Here is a 21826-nt window from a genome sequence, read left to right as displayed (position 1 = left end):
CGGCAACAGCGATACGGAGGTATTGCCATGAAGAAATCGAATACGCAGTGGCGCGAACAACTCAGCCCTGAACAGTTTCGAGTATTGCGTGAGCACGGCACCGAACGACCGTTTACTGGCGAGTACAATAACGAATGGCGACCCGGAGCTTATTACTGTGCCGGATGTAATGCGCATTTGTTCGACAGTGAAACAAAATTCGACGCGGGCTGTGGTTGGCCAAGTTTTTATGCTCAAGCAGCTGGCAATAATGTGGCTTATCGGGAAGATATTTCGCACGGCATGCGCCGCACTGAAATTTACTGCGCGCACTGCGAAGGGCATTTGGGGCATGTGTTTCCAGACGGTCCAGAGCCGACCGGGCAGCGCTATTGTTTAAATTCCGTTGCACTTGTGTTCAAAGCGCAGGAATGAATTTTCGCGCAGCAGTGGAGCAGCGCGGTTAATTTCAGTACAATACGCTCCGTTTTTACCACGCAGCTATTTCAGTAGGCACCTTGAGCGTGCATAGGGAATAGCTGGTTTCATACGGATTTTGTTCAACGTTTTTGTATAAAACGCGAGTTTAAAAGGGTTAATAACCATGTCTGACGTTCAAAACGATCGTACATTGCAAAGCTGGGAAGAGCGCCAAGAGTTTGCAGAATTAATGCAACCTTTGATTGGTAAGTTGTATCGCACCAAGGGTGTTGAAACTATTGTTTACGGTCGCAGTTTAGTGGCTGGTTCAACAATCGATATTATCAAAGCGCATCGGTTAGTGCGTCAGCACGAAGATTCAAAACTTCGCTTGCGTGAGAGCTTCCCGTTCTTAGAAGCAATGGCCAACATGAACATTAGCAGCGCGCGAGTTGACCTTGGTAAATTGGCCTATGGCTACCTTTACAAAAACGAAAAGCAAGGCGATGAGAGTATTGAGCAATACCTCATGCGTAAGCTCGGCGCAGCCATTGGCAATGCACATGAACAAGAGCCGCAAGACGTGGTGCTCTACGGTTTTGGCCGCATTGGCCGCTTATTAGCACGCCTCATGATCGAGCGTAACGGACGTAATAATAAACTGCGTTTGCGCGCTATTGTGGTTCGCGGTGGCCGTGAAGGTGATCTTGAAAAACGCGCGAGCTTGTTGCGTCGCGACTCGGTGCATGGTCCGTTTAACGGCTCGATTACCGTTGACCACGAAAATAACGCATTGAAAGCGAACGGTACCCTCATTCAGGTAATCTACGCAAATAGCCCAGATGAAGTGGACTACACCAAATATGGTATTGATAACGCCATTATTGTCGACAACACGGGTATTTGGAAAGATGAAGACGGCCTTGGCTTGCATTTAAAGTCGAAAGGCGCGAAGAAGGTGTTACTGACCGCTCCAGCAAAAGGTGCGATTAAGAATATTGTACATGGGGTAAACCATGGCGATATTACTGCAGAAGACCTTATTGTTTCTGCAGCGAGCTGCACCACTAACGCAATTACACCGGTTCTCAAAGCCTTAAACGACCGTTACGGCATTCGTAATGGCCACGTCGAAACTGTTCATGCATACACCAACGACCAGAATTTAATCGACAACTATCACAAAGCGGACCGTCGCGGTCGTTCAGCACCGTTGAACATGGTATTGACTGAAACCGGTGCCGCAAAAGCGGTAGCAAAGGCATTGCCTGAGTTAGCAGGCAAGCTTACCGGCAACGCTATTCGTGTACCCACGCCAAATGTGTCAATGGCGATTATGAACCTGAATTTGAATGAAGAAACGGATAAGTCGGCGCTAAACGACTACTTACGCGAAGCGGCGCTTTTTTCCGACTTGCAAGATCAAATCGACTATACCGCGTCTACGGAAATTGTCAGCTCAGACTTAGTGGGCAGCCGCTATGCCGGTATTGTTGACTCACAAGCAACCATTGTGGACGGTGATCGTGCAGTAGTTTACGTTTGGTACGACAACGAATTTGGCTACAGTTGCCAAGTATTACGCTGCGTACAAGACATGGCAGGCCTGAACGTTCCGAGCCTACCTTAAGAACAACAAAAGAAGCGCCTTTCGGCGCTTCTTTCTCAAGAGGAGAAACTATGTATATTTCGAGCGCTTTCGACAGCGGTAATATTGAAGTATTAAAATGCGAACATCCTGAAGCCATTGAGTTAAAAATTCGGCGTGATCATAATTCTGACTTTTTCCAATGGTTCCATTTTAAGTTGGTAACTGCAGGTGCCGAACGCCACATTATTACGCTGAAAGACGTTGACCAAGCGGCTTATCCGAAAGGGTGGGAGCATTACCATGCTATGGCGAGTTATGACCGCGAGGAGTGGTTTCGGGTACCCACAGAGTTCAATGGCAAAGATTTAGTTCTGCGTTTTACTCCAGAACAGGAAACTGTTTATTTTGCCTATTTTGTGCCGTATTCATGGGAGCGTCACCTCGACTTACTGCAGTGGGCCCAGCAGTCGGCTTGGGTACAGCAAGAGCATTTAGGTGAAACTCTCGACGGTCGTGAAATGTCGTTACTGGTTATCGGCGAGCCGAGCCCGGAAAAACGTAATATTTGGGTAATAGGGCGCCAACACCCAGGCGAGTCTATGGCGGAATGGTTTATTGAAGGGCTACTTGAACACCTGCTGAACGATGACGAGCCGGTAAGCCGAGAGTTGCTGGAACAGGCGGTTTTCTACGTGGTGCCGAATATGAACCCAGACGGCAGCGTGCGCGGGCATTTACGTACCAACGCAGCGGGTGTGAACTTAAACCGTGAATGGGCTACCCCTTCTTTAGAGCGAAGCCCGGAAGTATTTCATGTGTTAAAGAAAATGGACGAAGTGGGCGTAGATTGCTTCCTCGACGTGCACGGCGACGAAGCTATTCCGTACAATTTTGTTGCGGGCTGTGAAGGCATTCCGTCTTATAACGAACGCCACAAGGCGCTTGAGGAGGCATTCAAAGCAGCTTATGCACGAGCAACGCCAGAGTTCCAAGACGAATTCGGTTACGACAAAGACGCGCCTGGCCAAGCCAATATGACCGTTGCTTGTGCTGCGGTAGGCGAGCGCTTTAAGTGTTTGTCGTACACCATTGAAATGCCATTTAAAGACAACGACAACATTCCAGACCCTTATGCGGGATGGAACGACGTGCGTTCAAGACAGTTCGGTCGTGACACGCTCAAGGCCGTATACGAAGTGCTCGAGCAACTTCGTTAAGCGATTGGTTTTGTGGTTTAGCGATTTCGCTGAAATTTAAGCAACAAAAAAGGCACTTTTAAAGTGCCTTTTTTTAATCACTGCAGTTTAATCTTTTGGCGGCGTTTCTTTCGCCTGTTGCGCCTGCTGTTCTGCGAGGCGCTTCTCCCAAAAGTCGGCTTTGGTAATGCCCAGCTTCCTTGGGTCGAACGTAATGGGGCCACCGGCCTTTTTCTGTTCTTCATAGTCACGTAAACACATCATGGCCGGTTTAGCGACGAAGAAAATAGCAAGAATACCGAGAATGTTAATCCAAGCCATTAATCCCACCCCAATGTCGCCGAGGTTCCAAATGTAGCCGGAACTATTCACCGTGCCGTAGCTCACCATAAACATGATTACGAACTTAACCAGATTTAGCGAAATGGTTCCTTTGAAGTAACGGTTGAGATAAGCAACGTTGGTTTCGGCAATGTAGTAGTAGGCCAAAATAGTGGTGAAAGCGAAGAAGAAAATTGCCATACCCACGAACCCTTGACCAAAGTTACCGAATACGCTCGACAGGGCGAGTTGCGTAAATGCTGGCGAAGCCACCTCAGTTGCTATGTCTACGTTTTGCACAATCAAGGCGCCAGTGACTTCATTTACCACGTTATATTGCTGGGTAATGAGAATCATCAATGCGGTGGCCGTACACACGAAAAGGGTGTCGATATAAACCGAGAAGGCCTGTACCAACCCTTGTTGTGCGGGGTGATCGACTTCTGCTGCTGATGACGCATGAGGCCCTGTACCTTGGCCTGCTTCGTTGGAATAAATGCCGCGCTTCACCCCCCAACCAATTGCAGCACCAAAGCCTGCTTGGGCGGTGAATGCGTCGCTTACGATCATGCCTAAAATGCCCGGCACTTTGTCGAGGTTCAAGAACACAATAATGAGCGCCATGATGATATAGGCGAGGGCCATGAAGGGCACAACTATTTGGGTAAAGTTGGCAATGCGTTTAATACCGCCAAAAATGATAAAGCCAAGCACAATTAAAATAATCGCGAGGGCGATCAGTTTATGGGTGCCGACGTCGCCATAATCGGTGGCCACGATATTGCCGTCACCAAATACATGTGTAACCGCATTGCCGACCGCGTTGGCTTGAATGCCGGGTAAGAAAATACCGCAGGCAATAATGGCGGAAATAGCGAAAACAATGGCGAGCCATTTTTGGCCGAGTGCTTTTTCAAAATAATAAGCGGGTCCACCGCGATACTGGCCGTTCTCTTCAACTTTATAAATTTGCCCTAAGGTGGATTCTGCGTAGGCGGTGCTTGCGCCGAGAAAAGCAACAATCCACATCCAGAATACAGCGCCTGGACCACCGAAACCGATGGCGGCGGCTACACCTGCAATATTACCAACGCCGACACGGCCTGAAAGCGTGACAGCAAGTGCCTGAAACGACGAAATTCCGCTTGCGGAGTCGTTCGGGCTAAATAATAAGCGCAGCATTTCACGAAAATGCCGCACCTGTGCGAAGCGCGTAAGAATCGAATAAAACAGCCCTGCAGCCAAGCATAAAAATATTAATGCTGGGCTCCAGATAATACCGTTTATCGTATTAACCAAAGCTTCCATGATCTTCCCCTAGGTTGTTTTGTGTTGTTGTTTTTAACCATGTTTACCATTTCTTTAAACCCAATAACTGTGCCACAAGTTGGCAAAAACCGCCACGATTCTGACATTCTGTAGGTAAGAAAAGAAATTGATCGCATATTTGCGGCTTTTCAGGTGGCTTACAGTCGATCGCGGGCGCTCAGACTGATATGATTCAGCCTAGACGCTTAATCAAGCCGTGCTAATGTTTTAAGGAAAGTGTTTTAAGAAAAGTGTCCTGCGGATAGTGTTTCAAAAAAAGGTTTTAAGTAAAGGTTCATCTATGGCGATTATTAGTTGCCCAGACTGTGGTAAAAAAGTGTCGGATAAAGCAGCCAGTTGCCAGCATTGTGGGTTTATGTTGGGCGCACATGACGCTGAAAGTTTGCAACGAAAAATGCAAATGAAAAAGAGCGAAAAACTCAATGCGCTAGTTGGCCAACAAATGCTTGCCATTTTGCTGTTCATTGCGGGTATTGCTGCAAGCTTTTATGATTGGCCTGAAGAAGGCTGGCAAGGTTACATGCCCATTGCCGCATTAATGGTAACCGGAGTTGGCTTTATGACCTATGTGATTACCCGTGGCCGTATGTACTTACTCAAACAGGGCCGTAAATAAACAATGCATTATAACGACGCTTTAAGGGCTATGACGCCGGAAATTTACGAACGTATGCTGACTGCAGTGGAAACCGGGCGCTGGCCCGATGGGCAAAAGCTTACTGAGGGCCAACGTGAAAATGCCATGGAATTGGTGATGGTTTATCAAGCGAAGTACTTAGACCAAAACGAGCATTTTTCCATTAATAAGCTTGGGGAGCTGGTGCTGAAGAGTAAGCGCGATATGCGCGAAGAACTAAAACTGAAGGCACAACAACGTGGTGAATCCATTGCGCGTTTTAACCTTAACAACGATACCAAGACCCCAGAACAGGATAAATAATTAACGTGTTTGCAGTTACTCAATCTGACAGCGCAGGAACCCCAGCGTTTTATCAATCTTTAGCGTCGCAGCTTTCTGCACTTGTAGGTGACGAGCCCGACTTAATTGCGAATCTAGCGAACTTTAGCGCGGTTCTCTACGACCAATTGCCAGACCTAAACTGGTTAGGCTTTTATATAATGAAACAAGGCGAGCTTGTACTTGGGCCGTTTCAGGGCAAAGTCGCTTGCGTTCGCATTGCGGTTGGGAAAGGCGTTTGTGGTACTGCTGTAGCAACGGGTGAAACGCAACGTATCGCCGACGTACATGCATTTCCGGGTCATATTGCTTGTGACGCCGCAAGTGCTTCGGAATTGGTAGTGCCGATTCAGTATCAAGGTAAAGTGGTAGCTGTACTCGACATTGACAGTCCGCAAACCAACCGATTTAGCGCAGAAGACCAAAAAGGCATTGAAGCCTTGTTGCCCATGCTGGAAAGCCTGCAGTGGGGTGATGTGAGTGAATGAGTTTGATGTGCGGCCCCACTTAGTGGTTGTCGCCGACATGGACACTTTTGAAGATGAAGCAGAATACGCGGCTGATCAATTCAATAGTATGTTGTATGCGGCGGCGGAAGCATTTCAAGAAAATGAATACTGGACCTTTGCCAATGCAGAGGCCTTTATTGAAGAATTGTCGAGTGCATGGTTACGTGAACCCGCGCTTATTGAAGCAGAACCCGAAGAATTGGACGATTACGTTCGCCAACTCATACGTCGCATAGAGCAGGAGCAAGACGGTGACGAATAACACAACCGAAGAAAATGTACCCAAGTCGTTCAGTAACAGTAAAGCTGTGATTGAATATTTAGCCGAAACCTTTCCAGCATGTTTTAGTGTGAAAGGTGACGTAAAGCCACTGAAGATTGGAATTTTCGATGACCTAGCGAAGCGGTTAGAGAACGACGAACAGGTGAGTAAAACCAAGTTACGGACAGCGTTGCGTCAATACACGAATTCATGGCGTTACCTACGTGTAGTAACGGTAGGCGCGGTGCGTGTTGATCTAGATGGCGCCGAGGCGGGTATCGTAGAGGAAGAGCATGCGAGCCATGCGCAGGAAACCTTGCAGGCCTCGCAAGCGAAAGTAAAGCAAGCACGGGCGGAAGCCGCCAAGGCTAAAGCACCACAGAAAAAGGGTCCACCGCGAGCGAGCGCAAAGGTAGCTGCACGAGCAAAACCAAAAGCAAAGCCAGCGGTGAAACCTAAGGAAGAAGCTGTGGTCACAATGAAAGAGGCGATTGAACCCGCAGCGTTGCGTGTCGGCCAAAAAGTTGCAGTAAAATTGGGTAAGAACCCAGTGCTCGCAACGGTTGCGACAATCGATAAAACAGAGGCTCAAGTGCAACTCGACAGTGGTATGACGCTGAAAGTTGCTATTTCTGAGCTTCATGCAGTGTGATTGGAGTTTGAATGTTTAAACAGCGGTTAAAAGTAGGAATTGTTGCAGCGTTTTTTGCGGTGTCTACCAGCTATGCGGTAGAGCCTTTACACGCTATCAATGAATTACCGGAACTCAGTGCGGAGCCTCAACAGGTTACGGCAAGCAAGCGTATAGCAGCGTACTTTTCGCGTTATCACTACGGGCGAGCCGAGCTCAATACTGCAATGGGTCAGCAAATTTTTGACCGCTATTTCGAGCAACTTGACTACAATCGTATGTTTATGTTGCAGCAAGACATCGATGCCTTTAACCAGCATCGTGATACCTTTCACTTAGCCATTAGCGAAGGCAAACTTGACGTTGCCTACGACATTTATGAATTGCATTTAGAACGTCGTTTTCAACGTTACCAACATGCCTTGCAATTGCTCGACAGCGAATTTGCCTTCGATAACGAGGGTGAACGTTTTTACTACGACCGTTCTGAGCAACCGTGGGCAAAAGACACAGCTGAGCTCAATGCCATTTGGGAGCAACGCGTTCGCAACGATGCGTTGAATTTAGCATTGGCTGGGCGTAGTAACGACGAAATAAAAGAAAACTTAGAGCGTCGTTATCAAACGGCTTTGCAGCGTTTAACCCAAACCAATAATGAAGATGTGTTTCAAACAGTCATGTCGGCGTTTGGTCGCAGTGTAGACGCGCATACGAGCTATTTATCACCACGTAACGCCGAGCGTTTTCAGCAAAACATGAATCTTTCGCTCGAAGGCATTGGTGCGGTGCTGCAAGCAGAATACGATTACACCGTGATTCGCAGTTTGGTTCCAGGCGGGCCGGCGGATAAGTCGGGCAACCTCACACCGAACGATCGCATTATTGCAGTGGCACAAGGCGACCAAGACTTTGTGGATGTAATCGGCTGGCGGCTCGACGATGTGGTTGATCTCATCACTGGGCCAAAAGGCAGTGTTGTTCGCTTACAGGTTCTACCTGAGAGCCAAGGCAGCGGCGGCAGCCCGAAAGTTATCGAGTTGGTTCGTGAACAAATTCGTTTAGAAGACCGCGAAGCCAAACTTGAAGTTAAAACCATGGAGTCGGAGCAAACCGTAGGCGTAATCGAAATTCCGGGCTTTTACAACAACCTTTCGGGCGACGTACGAAAATTACTTGATGAAGTGAAAAGCCAAAACCTCGACGGCTTGATTATCGACCTACGGGGAAATGGCGGTGGTGCGTTAAATGAAGCCATTTATTTAAGCGGCCTTTTCATTCCAGGCGGCCCTGTAGTTCAGGTTCGTGACAGTAGCGGTCGGGTAGATGTAAGTGAAGATCCAGATCCGAATACCGTGTACAGCGGGCCATTGGTAGTGATGGTAGATCGTTTTAGTGCCTCTGCGTCGGAAATATTTGCTGCAGCAATGCAAGATTATGGTCGTGCCCTGATTGTAGGTGAGCAAACTTTTGGTAAAGGCACAGTGCAACAGCATCGTGGTTTGCAACGGCGTTTCGACTTTTATTCGTCACCTATGGGCAGTATTCAATACACCATTGCAAAGTTTTATCGCATTAATGGCGGCAGTACCCAGCATAAAGGTGTAGTTCCAGATTTAAGTTACCCAACGCCAATCGACCCGAACGATTTTGGTGAGAGTAAGGCTGAAAACGCGTTACCTTGGGATCAAATTAATCCTGTCAGCTACAAGGCATTAGGAACGATTTCGAATCAGTGGTTGGAAAACTTAGCTGCCAAACACCAAGCGCGTATTTCGACTGATCCTGAGTTTGCCTATGTGTTCGAAGACATTGAGCGCTATAAAGAGCTTGAGGCGCGTGACTATGTAAGTTTGGTTCGTGACGAACGAGAAGCTGAAAGTAACGAAAATAAAGTGCGTCGGTTACGCCGCGCCAATGAGCGATTGCAGCGCGAAGGTTTAGAACCCGTTGAGTCTTGGGACGACGTACCCGAGGCTTATCAAGAAGCAGACCCTTATCTAACGGAAACACTTTATATTACGCTCGACTACATAGAACTGCTGAAACAAGCGAGCTAAGCAACAGAAAACAGGTAGCGAGAGCTACCTGTTTTATTCTGTGCTAAATTCAGTTTCCAATAGCCCCATTTATATTAATAACAACGCTGTAACCGAATAGAGCGGAATACTATGACTGAACAAACGAAACAACCCTCCTATCTTCAAGCTTTATTGCCACTCACTTTGCTCGTGATTATGCTAGCGAGTTCTGTTTATTTATTTGGTGAAGACTCCTCGTATGGGCCAAATCAAATTGCGCTGTTAATTGCTGCGGCAATAGCAACGGCAGTGGGTTTTCAGAATGGCTACAGTTGGAAAACCATTGAAGAGGGAATTACAAACGGAATTTCAGTCGCCCTCGGTGCCATTCTTATTATTCTTATGGTGGGTTCCCTTATTGGTACATGGCTACTCGCCGGTATTGTACCCACCATGATTTATTACGGACTAGAGCTCTTAAGCCCAAGTTGGTTCTACGCCGCAAGTTGTCTTATTTGTGCCATTGTTGCTATTTCAATTGGAAGTTCGTGGACCACTGCGGCAACCATTGGTGTTGCGCTTATTGGTGTCGCTACAGGCATGGAGCTAAGTGTTGAAATTACCGCCGGTGCAGTTGTGTCTGGTGCCTATTTTGGCGACAAAATGTCACCCTTGTCCGACACCACTAACCTAGCGCCAGCCGTAAGCGGAACCGACTTGTTCTCGCACATTCGTTACATGACATGGACGGCTATTCCGGCTTTCCTCATATCATTATTATTGTTTACCTTGCTTGGTCTTAGTGCAGGCTCGTCAGCGAATTTGCAAAGTTTAGAGCAAATGCAGTTTGAACTGCAGGCGCTCTTTAATATCACGCCATTGGTGCTATTACCGCTAGTTGCTCTGTTTGTGCTCGCAGTTATGAAAAAGCCTGCACTCCCTACCATTTTTATTGGGGCCATTTTAGGTGGTGTTTGGGCGCTTATTTTTCAGCAAGACATAATAGCTTCGATTATGACGCCAGAGCGCAGCGCAGGTATTTTGGCTCAACTTGAAGTGGTGTGGATAGCGCTTGCAGAAGGTATTAGCGTGGAAGCGTCGAGTGACGACCTCACTAGCTTGGTAAGTGGGGGCGGCATGGCGGGCATGACCAACACTGTATGGCTCATTATTTCTGCTATGACCTTTGGTGCTGTGATGGAAACCACGGGCTTATTACAAAAGCTAATTCAAGGCATTTTGAAAATGGTGAAAAGCACCGGTTCTTTGATTTTCAGCACTATTTGCACCGGTTTCGGTACCAATGTGCTCACGGCTGACCAGTATATGGCTATTGTGTTGCCCGGCCGTATGTTCCGCAAAGCCTATCAGGAATACGATTTAGACCCGCGCGTGTTGTCGCGCTCACTGGAGTCGAGCGGCACAGTAACTTCTGCGCTCATTCCTTGGAATACGTGCGGTGCGTACATGTTCTCGGTGTTAGGCGTGTACCCATTAGCATATGCACCCTTTGCATTCTTCTTATTGTTGGTGCCCACCTTAGCCATCATATATGGCTACACCAATTTTAAAATTCTCCGTTTGAGCGACCAAAAGACCGCATAATATGATGAGTAAAGAAGCCAGCCCGTTGGCGCGTTTTCGCAAAGATTACAACGCGCCTGCTTTTCAGATTGAGACCGTAGATTTGCACGTTGCGCTTGACCCAACGCACACCATAGTAACCAATGTTATGCGGGTAAAACGCCTTGCTGCCAATACAAACCTAGAACTTGATGGCGAGCAGTTAAAGCTGGTGTCACTGGAGGTTAACGGCCAACTGCAATTGGAAGGCGCTGATTATGAGCGGGCAGAGGGCAAACTTATTTTGCGGAATCTTTGCAGCGACGATGGAAACGACCATGCCGAAGTTAAAATTGTTACGGAAGTAAATCCGAGTAAAAACTCGGCGCTCGAAGGGCTTTATTTATCAGGTGGGGCCTACTGCACGCAATGTGAAGCGGAAGGCTTTCGGCGGATCACCTACTATCTCGATCGGCCCGATGTATTGGCGGTGTTTACAACTACGATAGAAGCCAACCAAGCAGCTTTTCCTTATTTACTCTCGAATGGAAATAAAGTAGCAGAGGGCATTTGCAACTCAGATTCTGCGAAACATTGGGTAACTTGGCATGATCCACACCCAAAACCTTGCTATTTATTTGCCTTGGTAGCCGGCGACTTTGATCGCTTGCAAGACGCGTTTGTAACCCGTGATCAACGGCGTGTGTTGCTCGAGCTGTTTGTCGACAAAGGCAACCTCGACCGTGCTCAGTTTGCAATGGAAAGCTTAAAAAACGCCATGCGTTGGGACGAAGAACGGTTTGGTTTGGTGTACGACCTCGATATTTACATGATCGTAGCGGTCGACTTTTTCAATATGGGAGCTATGGAGAATAAAGGGTTAAACGTATTTAATGCCAAATATGTGCTGGCGAACCCAGAAACAGCGACAGACCAAGACTTTTTGAATGTGGAGTCGGTCATTGGCCACGAATACTTCCATAATTGGACGGGTAATCGCATAACCTGTAGAGACTGGTTCCAATTGAGTCTAAAGGAAGGCTTAACCGTTTTTCGCGATCAAGAATTTAGTGCTGACCGCGGTATGCGCGCGGTCAATCGTATTCAAGATGTGCGTATTATGCGTACGCACCAATTTGAAGAAGACGCCGGCCCTATGGCGCATCCTATTCGCCCCGACAAAGTAGTGGAAATGAATAATTTCTACACTGTTACGGTATACAACAAGGGCGCGGAAGTTATTCGTATGCTGCACACTTTACTGGGCGAAGAAGGCTTCCAGGCGGGTATGCGCGAATATGTAAAGCGCCATGACGGCCAAGCGGTCACCTGCGAAGACTTTGTTGTGGCCATGGAGGCAGCAAATGACGCTGATTTCACTCAATTCCGACGTTGGTACTCGCAGGCGGGTACGCCAACCGTTGAAATTGAGCACACGTATTGTGAGCAAACGCAAACACTCCGGTTAATGTGTAAGCAATCAACACCTGCAACACCGGGTCAAAGCACTAAGCTGCCGTTTCATATTCCTATTCGAATAGAAATGTTGCTTCCCGACGAAAATGGCAGTGCGCGGTTGTTTACTCCTGCGGAATTACCTGCATCTGGTGTCATTGAGCTTACTGAAGCTGAGCAGTCGTTTTCTTTTAATGGCTTGCCCGCTAAACCCGTAATTGGTTTTTTTGCCGATTTTTCTGCGCCAGTGAAGGTAAAGGTTGCGCAAACACTCGCCGAGCGCATTTTGCTTACCGGTTATGCCGTTGACCCATTTTTGCGCTGGAACGCCGTACAAGACATTTATATTGAGTTGATCACGCGTGCAATTTCAGAACAGCAACCGGTGGCGCTCCCAGAGTTATTCATTGAAACTTTGGAACAAGCACTTGCAAAGTCTCAACAATCAGCGGCGCTCACCGCACTCTTGTTCCAAGTACCAACCGAAGAGGCGTTAGCGAGTGAGTTCACCACGGTTCCATTTGACGACATTCATCGTGCCGTTAACGAACTTCAGCAGGCTTTGGCTGAACACTTAGCAGAACCGTTTTGGCAATGCTGGCAAGTGCACTTTAGTAGCAAATTTGTATTTACCGCTGAGGCTATATCGAGCCGTATGCTTTGCAACACAGTACTGCCGTTTTTGGCGCGTTTAACCGACCACGCGCTAAGCGAGCAGATTAACACGGCGCTTTGGCAACAGTTTAATGCAACCAACAGCATGACCTTAGTATTTGGAGCGCTCCAAGCAGCGGTGCACCAGGAGCATGCAAGTGCCGCTGAAATGTTGCACGCGTTTGCTGAAAAATGGGCGGGGAACGCGTTAGTGATGGATAAATGGTTAGCGGTGCAGGGCAGCGCTCCATTAGCAAATGCTGTGGAAAGGGTACAGGCATTGCAACAGCACAAGGCTTTCGAATGGGGTAACCCTAATCGAGTTTATGCGTTGTTGGCCAGTTTTAGCCACAATCCCTCCCAGTTGCACCGCAAAGATGGCGCGGGTTATCTGCTTATGGCTGCCGCCATCGAGAGACTGAATACTTTGAACCCACAGGTCGCTTCTCGTTTGCTATCGTCACTGTTAAATTGGAAACGACTCGACTCTTCACGACAGCCTTTGTTAAAGGCACAGTTGGAAAAACTACGCAACTTACCAAATTTAGCGCCTGATCTATTTGAAAAAATAGAGCAAAGCCTAAACGATTAAGTGAACAACAGATTTTGTGCGAGAAACAGGTATGAACGAGTATATCTTTTCCATGCAAATGTCGGCGTATGATGTTGAACATTATTACTATGCACAGGGCGGTTCTAACGTGGTGGTCACCACAAACCAAGGGGTTCGGGTACAAATTGCAATGCGTAATCTTGTACCCTTTATCACCCGCGACGGCATAAAGGGCTGGTTTCGCCTTCGAACCACAGCCGAGCATAAATTTGTATCGTTGGAAAAGCTTAGTTAACCCGCAAGCCTTATACAATTAACTCCTCGCACCAGCCGGAGTATGATTGCTTTTCTTTGAATAAAGTCCGAGAATATAAGCACTTTGTAAATCTTCCGCAGATAGGGATTACTTCTAATGACTTCGGCACATGGTCAGCTTCCAGTCCTTCTCGAAAAAGTTTTTGAAGTTGTACATCAAAAGCTTCCTGAACACACCGCTCCATTGGTAGAGGAGTTCACCAAAAGGCTCTACCGAAATGTATCGCGGGACCAAATTATTGGCCGCGATCATAGTAATGTGTACGGTGGTGTGGTTGCGCTGTGGCATAGCTTTAATGAATATAAAGCAAACGCAGCAGCTGCGATCAAGGTTTACAACCCTGAAGTGAGTAAACATGGGTGGGAGTCACCTCACACTATTGTAGAAATAATTCAAACCGACATGCCGTTCATGGTGGACTCCATTCGTATGGCGCTGGCTCGATTTGGTATTCACGCGCATTTATTTATGCATGCACCGCTAGTGCACTGTCGTGACAACAAAGGTGCAGTTACTGAAATCTTTGAAGCCGGCAAAGTCGACAAGAATGCCCGTACCGACACGGTTTTCCTGATCGAAATCGACCGCCAAACTGAAGCCTCTGCCATTAAAGCGCTGAAGCAAGAGCTCTCTTCGGTCATGTCTGAGGTAACGCTTGCCGTGCAAGACTGGCAACCTATGCGTTCAAAATTAAAAGAAATTGCCGACACCTTAGAAAAACGAAACTTCCCAGGCGCTAAAGAAACCTTAGCGGTTGCCAAACGATTTCTCTCTTGGCTTGCCGACGATAATTTTACATTGATGGGCTATCGAAGCTACTCGGTTGTTGGTATCGAGGGCGATTATGAGATTCGGCAAGACATGGGCACAAGCCTTGGGTTAATGCGTAACACCGAGTCAGACAAGCCGCGTCCGTTGTCGTCTATGCAAAAAGCAGCACGGCAGGCCGCACTGAGTACCAACGACATTGTGTTACTGACGAAAACCAATGCGAAGTCGCGGGTACATCGCCCAGCGTATAACGACTACATAGGTATTAAACGTTTTGATAAAGACGGCAATGTTGTTGGTGAAGACCGTTTTATTGGTCTCTACTCCGCGAGCTTCTACAACGATAGCGCGATGGATATTCCACTGGTGCGGGAAAAACTCGAATACGTAATTCAGGAAAGCAAATACGCACCGGGTTCGCATGCCACTAAAGCCTTGTTGAATATTTTGCAAACCTACCCGCGAGATGAAATTGTACAAAGTGACAATGCGGAGCTTTTGCAGGCAGCGTTAGGCATTTTCCAAATTCAAGAGCGTGATGTTACGCGCGTATTTTTACGCCGCGACATTTTTGGCCGCTTTATTACTGCCATGGTCTACGTGCCAAAAGAGCGCTATAACACTGCGCTACGCCAACGCACGCAAAGCATACTGGCGAAAACTCTTGGCGCCATTGGCGACGTGGACTTTACAACATTTTTCTCTGAATCAGCACTTGCGCGTACGCAATACACTATTCGCGTTGCTGACAGTGGACAGGACATTAATGTGAAAGAGCTAGAACAGAATTTAACGGAAGCCTCTCGTTCGTGGGAAGACAACCTCGAGAGCCTACTCATTAGCGCGCATGGCGAATCGAAGGCGCGCAGTTTAATGCGTACTTATTCAAACGGTTTCCCCCGTGCCTACAAAGAAGACGTATTGCCGTCGATTGCGTTAGCGGACATTGCCCAGCTTGAAGCACTAGACGACGATCATAAATTGGGCATGTTGTTTTATCGCGCGCAAGAAGTGCAAGACGACTCGAACCGGGTAAAACTCAAGCTATTCCATAAAGACGAGCCAATTCATTTGTCTGACGTTTTACCGATGTTAGAAAACTTTGGCTTGCGTATTATCAATGAAAGCCCGTACCAAATAAAAACCAACGACGATCATGTTTTTTGGGTACTCGACTTTTTCATGTTGAATACGGCCGGCGCGTTGGACTTAGAAAAAACCCGCGACAACTTCCAAGACGCCTTTGCTCGTGTTTGGAGTGGGCACTATGAAGACGACGGCTTCAACAAGCTTGTATTAAGTGCGGGTATGACCGGCCGCCATATTATTATTTTGCGCATGTTTGCGAAATACATGCGGCAGATCGGCGTTACCTTTAGCCAAAGCTATATTGAAAGTACCTTTACGCGTTACCCTAAAATTGCCAAGTTATTGGTGAAATTGTTCTACACCAAATTTGAGCCGGGTGTGAAAGGCGTCGAGAAAAAGGTAGACGCGATTCTGCAAAAACTAGCGGTTGAACTCGATGCAGTTTCTAGCCTTGACGACGATCGGATTATTACGCGTTATATCGATTTAATAAAAGCAGCACTGCGAACAAACTTCTTCCAAAAAACCGAACAGGGTGAAGAAAAAAGCTACGTGTCGGTGAAGTTCTTACCTGAAGAAATTCCTGAAATGCCGCTGCCGTTGCCAAAATACGAGATTTTTGTGTACTCGCCAAAAGTAGAAGGCGTGCATTTACGCGGCGGTAAAGTGGCGCGTGGTGGTTTGCGTTGGTCTGACCGCCGTGAAGACTTCAGAACCGAAGTGTTGGGCTTGGTAAAAGCACAGCAAGTAAAGAATACGGTTATTGTGCCCGTTGGCGCCAAAGGTGGTTTTGTTTGTAAGCAACTGCCTGAAGAACGCGACGCTATGTTTGAAGAAGGGAAGAACTGTTACCGTACCTTCATTCGCGCATTACTCGACATTACCGACAATATTATTGAAGGTGAAATTGTGCCCGCGCGTGATGTTGTTCGTCACGACGAAGACGACGCCTATTTAGTGGTTGCAGCAGACAAGGGAACGGCCACGTTCTCGGATATAGCAAACGCAATTTCTGCGGAATATAACTTCTGGTTAGCCGACGCGTTCGCCTCTGGTGGTTCTGTGGGTTACGACCACAAGAAAATGGGAATTACTGCGCGCGGTGCGTGGGAGTCGGTAAAACGTCATTTCCGCGAAATGGGCGTAGACTGCCAAACCACCGACTTTACCTGTGTGGCCATTGGCGACATGGCCGGCGATGTATTTGGTAATGGTATGTTGTTGTCGAAGCACACCAAGTTAGTGGGTGCCTTTAACCACATGCATATTTTTATTGATCCCGATCCGGATCCTGCAAAGTCCTACGAAGAGCGCGAGCGTTTATTTAAGTTACCGCGTTCGAGCTGGGAAGACTACAACGTAGAACTTATTAGCGAAGGCGGCGGCATATTTAAGCGTAGTGCCAAGTCCATTGAGCTGAGTACGCAAATGAAGCGTCTCGTCGGCACGCAAAAACGCAGTATGACGCCCAATGAATTGATTAAAGCGTTACTCAGTGCTGAAATCGATTTAATTTGGAACGGAGGCATTGGAACGTACATTAAATCGTCGAAAGAAACCGACGCAGAAGTAGGTGATCGCGCGAATGATCCATTACGCATCAATGGTCGCGACGTACGTGCGAAAATCATAGGCGAGGGCGGTAACCTTGGTATGACCCAACTTGGTCGTATTGAATACGCAAGCCGCGGTGGTCGAGTGAATACCGACTTTATTGACAACGTGGGTGGCGTGGACTGCTCCGACAACGAAGTGAACATTAAGATTTTACTTAATGGCCTGATGAACCAAGGCAAATTAACACGCAAACAACGCGACGAAATGCTGTATGCCATGACCGATGATGTGGCCAACATTGTGCTACACGACTGCGCGCGCCAAACGCAAGCATTGTCGGTAACGCTTTTACGTGGTGCCGATCAAGTGAAGGAAATGCAGCGCTTTATTCACCATTTAGAGCGTGAAGGCCAACTCGACCGAGTGATCGAATTCCTGCCCGATGACGACGAGTTAGCGGAGCGTGTTGCTTCGGGTAAAGGCCTAACACGGCCTGAGCTTGCGGTTATTTCTGCCTACGGAAAAATGGTTCTGAAAGACGAACTTGCCATTGACGAAATTGCACAAGACCCATTCCATTCGAAAGAACTAGTGGCTGCTTTCCCGCCTGCTTTACGGGAAAAGTTTGCTGCAGAAATGGAAGACCACCCACTGCGGACGCAAATTATTGCGACGAAGTTGGCGAATAATATTGTTAACGATATGGGGCCTAACTTTATTCAGCGTAAGCAAGAGGCAACCGGCGCGACTGTTGCGGAAGTGGCTGCGGCGTATATTATTGCCCGCGAAGTATTTGCCGCGCATAAAATTCGTAATGACGTAGAACGCTTGAATAATCAAATTCCAGCCGACGTACAGAACCGTATTTTGTTCCAAGTGCGCCGTATGGTGCGCCGTGCAACGCGTTGGTTCTTGCGCCACAAAAACCCGAGCTTTACGACCATTCAAGAGAACATTGACTTCTATAGTGGGGCATTCAACGATTTACGCGAGAATGTGCTGAGCTATTTGAATGAAAAAGAAGCGAATGAAATCAAAGCCGACATTAAGCGTTTTGAAGAGCACGGCGTTCCTACCGAGCTTGCAACTCAAGTGGCAATTTTGAGTACTGTGTTCTCGGCCATGGACATTGCGGAAATTTCAGCAACCACAGAACAAGGAATTCCGTGCGTTTCGCAAATATACTTCCGGTTAGGTGCCGACATTCAGTTGCATTGGTTCTTACAACAGGTGAACAGTCAGCCTGTGGCAAACCATTGGCAAGCGCTTGCGCGGGCAGCCTTCCGTGAAGAGCTCGATTGGCAGCAACGGGCGCTTACCAGCACCGTACTCGCGCATGCGACGGATTGTGCAGAGCCAGAGGAAATGCTGAAAGCTTGGAAGCAAGAAAACGAACAGCACATGAAGCGCTGGACACAAATGCTGGCTGACTTCAAAACCACGAAAAGTCATGAGTTTGCGAAGTTCTCGGTGGCATTACGCGAGCTGATGCTACTTAGCCATAATTGTGGTACGCAAAAGTAATGCTGGGCTTGTATCCACTCGCGCGTCGCTGGTTATTTTCCCGCGACGCTGAATGGTCACATGATAAAACCCTTGCGCTGCTAGCAAAGCTTGGTCGCTCGCCGCTTAAGGTTTTGTTAAAGCAACGTGTAGCAGAGAAGCCCGTGTCTATACTCGGGCTCACTTTTCCTAACCCCGTCGGTTTAGCGGCAGGGCTAGACAAGAACGCGAACTGTATCGACGCATTTGCACAAATGGGCTTTGGATTCATTGAAGTTGGCACGGTCACGCCACGTCCTCAGCTCGGTAATCCAAAACCCAGAATGTTCAGGCTACCCGAACATCATGCCCTCATTAACCGCATGGGGTTTAATAATGGTGGTCTGGATTTATTGATTCATAATCTAGAACGTACCCACTACAAAGGTATTTTGGGGATTAATATTGGCAAAAACAAAGACACTTCCGAAGCCGACGGGCCTGAAGATTTTCGTCAATGTTTAGCTCGGGTTTACCCTTATGCCAGTTACGTAACGGTAAATGTGTCTTCGCCAAATACGCCGGGGCTACGCGACATGCAACATGGTCAGCAACTTGCCACGCTACTGACGACATTAAAAAAAGAGCAGCATACCCAATATGAAAAGACCAAGCGCTATGTGCCTTTAGTGGTAAAAATTGCACCAGATCTCGACAAAGACGCGATATTTTCGTTGGCAAGCATATTGCTTGAGCACAAGATCGATGGGGTGATTGCCACCAATACTACATTAGCGCGTGGGTCAGTAAAAGGCGCTGAGTATGCCGAGGAAGCAGGGGGGTTAAGTGGTCGCCCATTGCAAGCCCAAAGCTGCAACGTTATTCGTTGGCTTCGCGAGGCTACTGGGCCCGACTTTCCGATTATCGGTGTGGGTGGCATTGAAGATCACGCTAGCGCTGCCGATAAAATAGCTGCCGGAGCAAATTTGGTTCAGGTGTATACTGGATTTATTTACCAAGGCCCGCGGTTAATAAAAGAAGTTGTTAAGGGCTTGTAAGCTGCGGCTGTTGCGGTTAAAGTTACAGCGTTTTTATTTGATTACAATTCAGTCAGTCTCGCACGGAATAAGGATTAAGCGCGCACATGCATGATTGGTATTGGCGATATCAGCAACAGAACGATTGCGCTGATGGAAAGCAACTCGAAATACTGATGGACAGTGGCCTAGTTCAGGTGCTGGAGTATCAGGTTCGTCACTTGCGCCAAGATATGCCCGGCGAATGTGCGTTCTCAGTCGACGACGCCGAGTTTTTTAACACTGTGATTGACTACCAAGAGCAATACAGCCCTTTTTCACCAACAGAGCAATTATTAATTGCACTTCATGCCGCGGCAATTGCTCGGTTTGGTAAGCCGCTTATGCCACAAAGCTGGCATTTTCAAACGGGTCTGGTGGACCCTTGGCCTAACGAACACCGGTTCTGTGCGCTGAATTCTGGTTTTGCAAAAGGCAACTTCCTCATTATTGAGACGGACGACCGTACGGCATTGTGTATGTTGGTGGACCCAGGCTTTGAGGTTTCTACGACTAAAGTTATGCGCCGCTACGATGTCATTCGCGTATTGAAAGACCGACTGTTGAGTTCTGATTTTCACGCCGTAGCGGCCACTCACGACCATTGGCAACAATTCGCCTAATACGGATTAGGTAGATACTTTTGCGTGAAAATACAGGTTACAGTAACGGACTTACAAAGTACGTAACGCGCTCCGCTAATCGGCTTAAACGACCACGATTTCGCCACTTTCCTGCATCGACAGCAACGCTGTCGTTTTTGTAGTGATGTAATAACGCCGACACCTTTTTACAGCTCGTTTCGTTATAAAGCGCAAACGACAATTCAAAATTCAACTGTAAACTGCGCATATCTAAATTCACGCTTCCTACAATGGCAATTTGCTCGTCGATAACCAAGGCTTTGGTGTGTAGTAAGCCTTTTTGAAACAAGCGGATATTCACCCCAGCTTCTAACAATACAGAATAAAAAGAACGGCTGGCCCAACCTGCGAGTATTGAATCGCATTTTTCAGGCAGCAACAGGGTAACTTCAACGCCGCGCTGAGCAGCGTGACACAAGGCGTCACACAATGACTCTGAAGGAACAAAGTAGGGGCTTGACACCATAATAGTGCGTTCTGCGCGGTAAATACTGGCAAGCATGACTTGGCTAATCACGTCACTGCCCAGATCAGGCCCCGAAGGGATCATGGTTAACCATTGTTCACTTTGCGCTATGGGCTCTTTTAATTTTGGGAACCGGCGTTCGCCTGTTTCAACTTCCCAGTCCCAGGAGAAAATTTTAGATACACCAAACGCCGCGGCTCCTTCAAAACGAATGACCATGTCGATCCAGGGACCGACATTTCGTCCGACATTGAAAAAACGCGGATCTGCCATGTTCATAGAGCCGCTATAGGCAATTTTATGGTCGATAATGAACAGCTTTCTGTGCATACGTAGATCGGCGCGACGAAAAATACTTCGCCCGAGAAACACAGGAAGCGCCGCTTCTACCTGAATACCCGCTTCGCGCATGCGATTTAAGTGGCTTTTGAAGAGGAAAAAGCGCCAACTCCCCACGTTATCCACTAAAATTTCAACTTTTACACCGCGCTGCTGGGCTGCGATCAAAGCGTCGATGATCTCGAGCACGCGACCTTGCGGATGCCAAATGTAAAAGGTTGCACGAATACTGTGTTTCGCACTTTTGATGTCTGCTAACCACTGGTCAAAAATATCGTTGGGCTCACTGAATACATCGAGCGCATGGTATCCCAATGCGCCGGTACCTAAATAACGCTCCATTAGGGCGTAAACTGCTTTTGCAGCGGACGATTTGGGAGGCGATGGACTGTGCCCTGAAAGCTGATTTGAGAGGTTCTGAATAAAAGGGTCGCGCATGGCTTGCGCGCGCTCTGCGCGTTTTCCACCAAGCTGAATTTCACCAAAGGAAAAATAGAGAACAAGGCCAATTAAGGGCAGAAAAGCGATGATTAAAATCCACGCGAGGGAAGCACCGACCGTGCGGCGTTTAAAAAGCACGCGTAAAAATACGGTAGCGAGTAGAAACCAGTAGAAAACGAGCCAAAAGTCGGTAATTTGCAAGTGAA

The 21826-nt window shown here is 47.7% G+C and carries 17 protein-coding genes; 15 read left to right on the top strand and 2 right to left on the bottom strand.

The features are described 5' to 3' along the window. Positions 1-27: 27 nt before the first annotated feature. The 3 genes from msrB (at position 28) to DQW12_RS01270 (ending at position 3207) form a co-directional block, all read left to right on the top strand. Positions 28-414 carry a peptide-methionine (R)-S-oxide reductase MsrB gene (gene msrB, locus DQW12_RS01280; protein ID WP_113905902.1) on the top strand — a complete coding sequence of 129 codons (387 nt, stop codon included), beginning with the start codon at positions 28-30 and terminating at the stop codon, positions 412-414. Between the two features lie 169 nt (positions 415-583). After that, positions 584-2029, top strand: coding sequence for a glyceraldehyde-3-phosphate dehydrogenase (locus tag DQW12_RS01275; RefSeq protein ID WP_113905901.1), 1446 nt, complete (start codon positions 584-586; stop codon positions 2027-2029). Between the two features lie 50 nt (positions 2030-2079). Next, on the top strand, positions 2080-3207 hold the full coding sequence (locus DQW12_RS01270) for a M14 family metallopeptidase (protein WP_113905900.1): 1128 nt from the start codon (positions 2080-2082) through the stop codon (positions 3205-3207). 87 nt (positions 3208-3294) lie between these two features. On the opposite strand, the gene DQW12_RS01265 is transcribed toward DQW12_RS01270, so the two are convergent. Then, positions 3295-4815: an alanine/glycine:cation symporter family protein gene (locus tag DQW12_RS01265; protein WP_113905899.1), complete on the bottom strand. Its 1521-nt coding sequence runs from the start codon at positions 4813-4815 to the stop codon at positions 3295-3297. A 301-nt stretch (positions 4816-5116) separates the two neighbouring features. Here DQW12_RS01265 and DQW12_RS01260 point away from each other — a divergent pair, with 301 nt between their 5' ends. The 12 genes from DQW12_RS01260 to DQW12_RS01205 all read left to right on the top strand — a co-directional run bounded on the left by DQW12_RS01260 (position 5117) and on the right by DQW12_RS01205 (position 20353). Beyond that, positions 5117-5452, top strand: a complete 336-nt coding sequence (locus DQW12_RS01260; RefSeq protein WP_157957817.1) for a zinc-ribbon domain-containing protein — start codon at positions 5117-5119, stop codon at positions 5450-5452. Positions 5453-5482: 30 nt separating this feature from the next. Further along, positions 5483-5776 carry a YeaC family protein gene (locus tag DQW12_RS01255; protein ID WP_232819856.1) on the top strand — a complete coding sequence of 98 codons (294 nt, stop codon included), beginning with the start codon at positions 5483-5485 and terminating at the stop codon, positions 5774-5776. A gap of 5 nt (positions 5777-5781) precedes the next feature. Continuing rightward, complete coding sequence (gene msrC / locus DQW12_RS01250; protein ID WP_113905896.1) at positions 5782-6282, top strand: free L-methionine (R)-S-oxide reductase MsrC; 501 nt, start codon at positions 5782-5784, stop codon at positions 6280-6282. Next, entirely contained in the window at positions 6275-6565 is a 291-nt protein-coding gene (locus DQW12_RS01245; RefSeq protein WP_157957816.1) for a hypothetical protein, read from the top strand. The genes msrC and DQW12_RS01245 overlap by 8 nt, the downstream gene beginning before the upstream one ends. Then, positions 6555-7217, top strand: a complete 663-nt coding sequence (proQ, locus tag DQW12_RS01240) for an RNA chaperone ProQ (RefSeq protein ID WP_113905894.1) — start codon at positions 6555-6557, stop codon at positions 7215-7217. The genes DQW12_RS01245 and proQ overlap by 11 nt, the downstream gene beginning before the upstream one ends. Positions 7218-7228: 11 nt before the next feature. After that, positions 7229-9253 (top strand): carboxy terminal-processing peptidase, encoded by a 2025-nt coding sequence (gene prc, locus DQW12_RS01235; RefSeq protein WP_113905893.1) that lies wholly within the window; start codon positions 7229-7231, stop codon positions 9251-9253. Positions 9254-9364: 111 nt separating this feature from the next. Then, positions 9365-10819, top strand: a complete 1455-nt coding sequence (gene nhaC / locus DQW12_RS01230) for a Na+/H+ antiporter NhaC (protein ID WP_113905892.1) — start codon at positions 9365-9367, stop codon at positions 10817-10819. Between the two features lie 4 nt (positions 10820-10823). Further along, complete coding sequence (gene pepN, locus DQW12_RS01225) at positions 10824-13478, top strand: aminopeptidase N (RefSeq protein WP_113906581.1); 2655 nt, start codon at positions 10824-10826, stop codon at positions 13476-13478. Positions 13479-13509: 31 nt separating this feature from the next. Then, entirely contained in the window at positions 13510-13734 is a 225-nt protein-coding gene (locus tag DQW12_RS01220) for a DUF2835 family protein (RefSeq protein ID WP_113905891.1), read from the top strand. A gap of 117 nt (positions 13735-13851) precedes the next feature. After that, positions 13852-18696: an NAD-glutamate dehydrogenase gene (locus DQW12_RS01215; protein WP_113905890.1), complete on the top strand. Its 4845-nt coding sequence runs from the start codon at positions 13852-13854 to the stop codon at positions 18694-18696. Continuing rightward, positions 18696-19712, top strand: coding sequence for a quinone-dependent dihydroorotate dehydrogenase (locus tag DQW12_RS01210; RefSeq protein WP_113905889.1), 1017 nt, complete (start codon positions 18696-18698; stop codon positions 19710-19712). Before DQW12_RS01215 ends, DQW12_RS01210 begins: the two co-directional genes overlap by 1 nt. Positions 19713-19798: 86 nt before the next feature. Beyond that, positions 19799-20353 carry a cell division protein ZapC domain-containing protein gene (locus DQW12_RS01205; protein WP_113905888.1) on the top strand — a complete coding sequence of 185 codons (555 nt, stop codon included), beginning with the start codon at positions 19799-19801 and terminating at the stop codon, positions 20351-20353. A gap of 37 nt (positions 20354-20390) precedes the next feature. Here DQW12_RS01205 and cls read toward each other — a convergent pair whose 3' ends face one another. Beyond that, positions 20391-21821, bottom strand: coding sequence for a cardiolipin synthase (cls, locus tag DQW12_RS01200; RefSeq protein ID WP_157957815.1), 1431 nt, complete (start codon positions 21819-21821; stop codon positions 20391-20393). Positions 21822-21826: the final 5 nt, after the last annotated feature.

This window comes from Aliidiomarina celeris (genome assembly GCF_003316875.1).
GTDB classification, from domain to species: domain Bacteria; phylum Pseudomonadota; class Gammaproteobacteria; order Enterobacterales; family Alteromonadaceae; genus Aliidiomarina; species Aliidiomarina celeris.
Note: the sequence above shows the minus strand (reverse complement) of the source record. Positions and strands in the feature narration are given on the sequence as shown.

Bases quoted from the DNA above. Each gene is read 5' to 3' on its own strand.
- DQW12_RS01260 (WP_157957817.1), top strand. From the start codon at position 5,117: ATGGCGATTATTAGTTGCCCAGACTGTGGTAAAAAAGTGTCGGATAAA.
- DQW12_RS01255 (WP_232819856.1), top strand. From the start codon at position 5,483: ATGACGCCGGAAATTTACGAACGTATGCTGACTGCAGTGGAAACCGGG.
- DQW12_RS01220 (WP_113905891.1), top strand. From the start codon at position 13,510: ATGAACGAGTATATCTTTTCCATGCAAATGTCGGCGTATGATGTTGAA.
- DQW12_RS01270 (WP_113905900.1), top strand. From the start codon at position 2,080: ATGTATATTTCGAGCGCTTTCGACAGCGGTAATATTGAAGTATTAAAA.
- nhaC (WP_113905892.1), top strand. From the start codon at position 9,365: ATGACTGAACAAACGAAACAACCCTCCTATCTTCAAGCTTTATTGCCA.
- DQW12_RS01210 (WP_113905889.1), top strand. From the start codon at position 18,696: ATGCTGGGCTTGTATCCACTCGCGCGTCGCTGGTTATTTTCCCGCGAC.
- DQW12_RS01275 (WP_113905901.1), top strand. From the start codon at position 584: ATGTCTGACGTTCAAAACGATCGTACATTGCAAAGCTGGGAAGAGCGC.
- DQW12_RS01205 (WP_113905888.1), top strand. From the start codon at position 19,799: ATGCATGATTGGTATTGGCGATATCAGCAACAGAACGATTGCGCTGAT.
- pepN (WP_113906581.1), top strand. From the start codon at position 10,824: ATGAGTAAAGAAGCCAGCCCGTTGGCGCGTTTTCGCAAAGATTACAAC.
- DQW12_RS01215 (WP_113905890.1), top strand. From the start codon at position 13,852: ATGACTTCGGCACATGGTCAGCTTCCAGTCCTTCTCGAAAAAGTTTTT.
- prc (WP_113905893.1), top strand. From the start codon at position 7,229: ATGTTTAAACAGCGGTTAAAAGTAGGAATTGTTGCAGCGTTTTTTGCG.
- DQW12_RS01265 (WP_113905899.1), bottom strand. From the start codon at position 4,815: ATGGAAGCTTTGGTTAATACGATAAACGGTATTATCTGGAGCCCAGCA.
- msrB (WP_113905902.1), top strand. From the start codon at position 28: ATGAAGAAATCGAATACGCAGTGGCGCGAACAACTCAGCCCTGAACAG.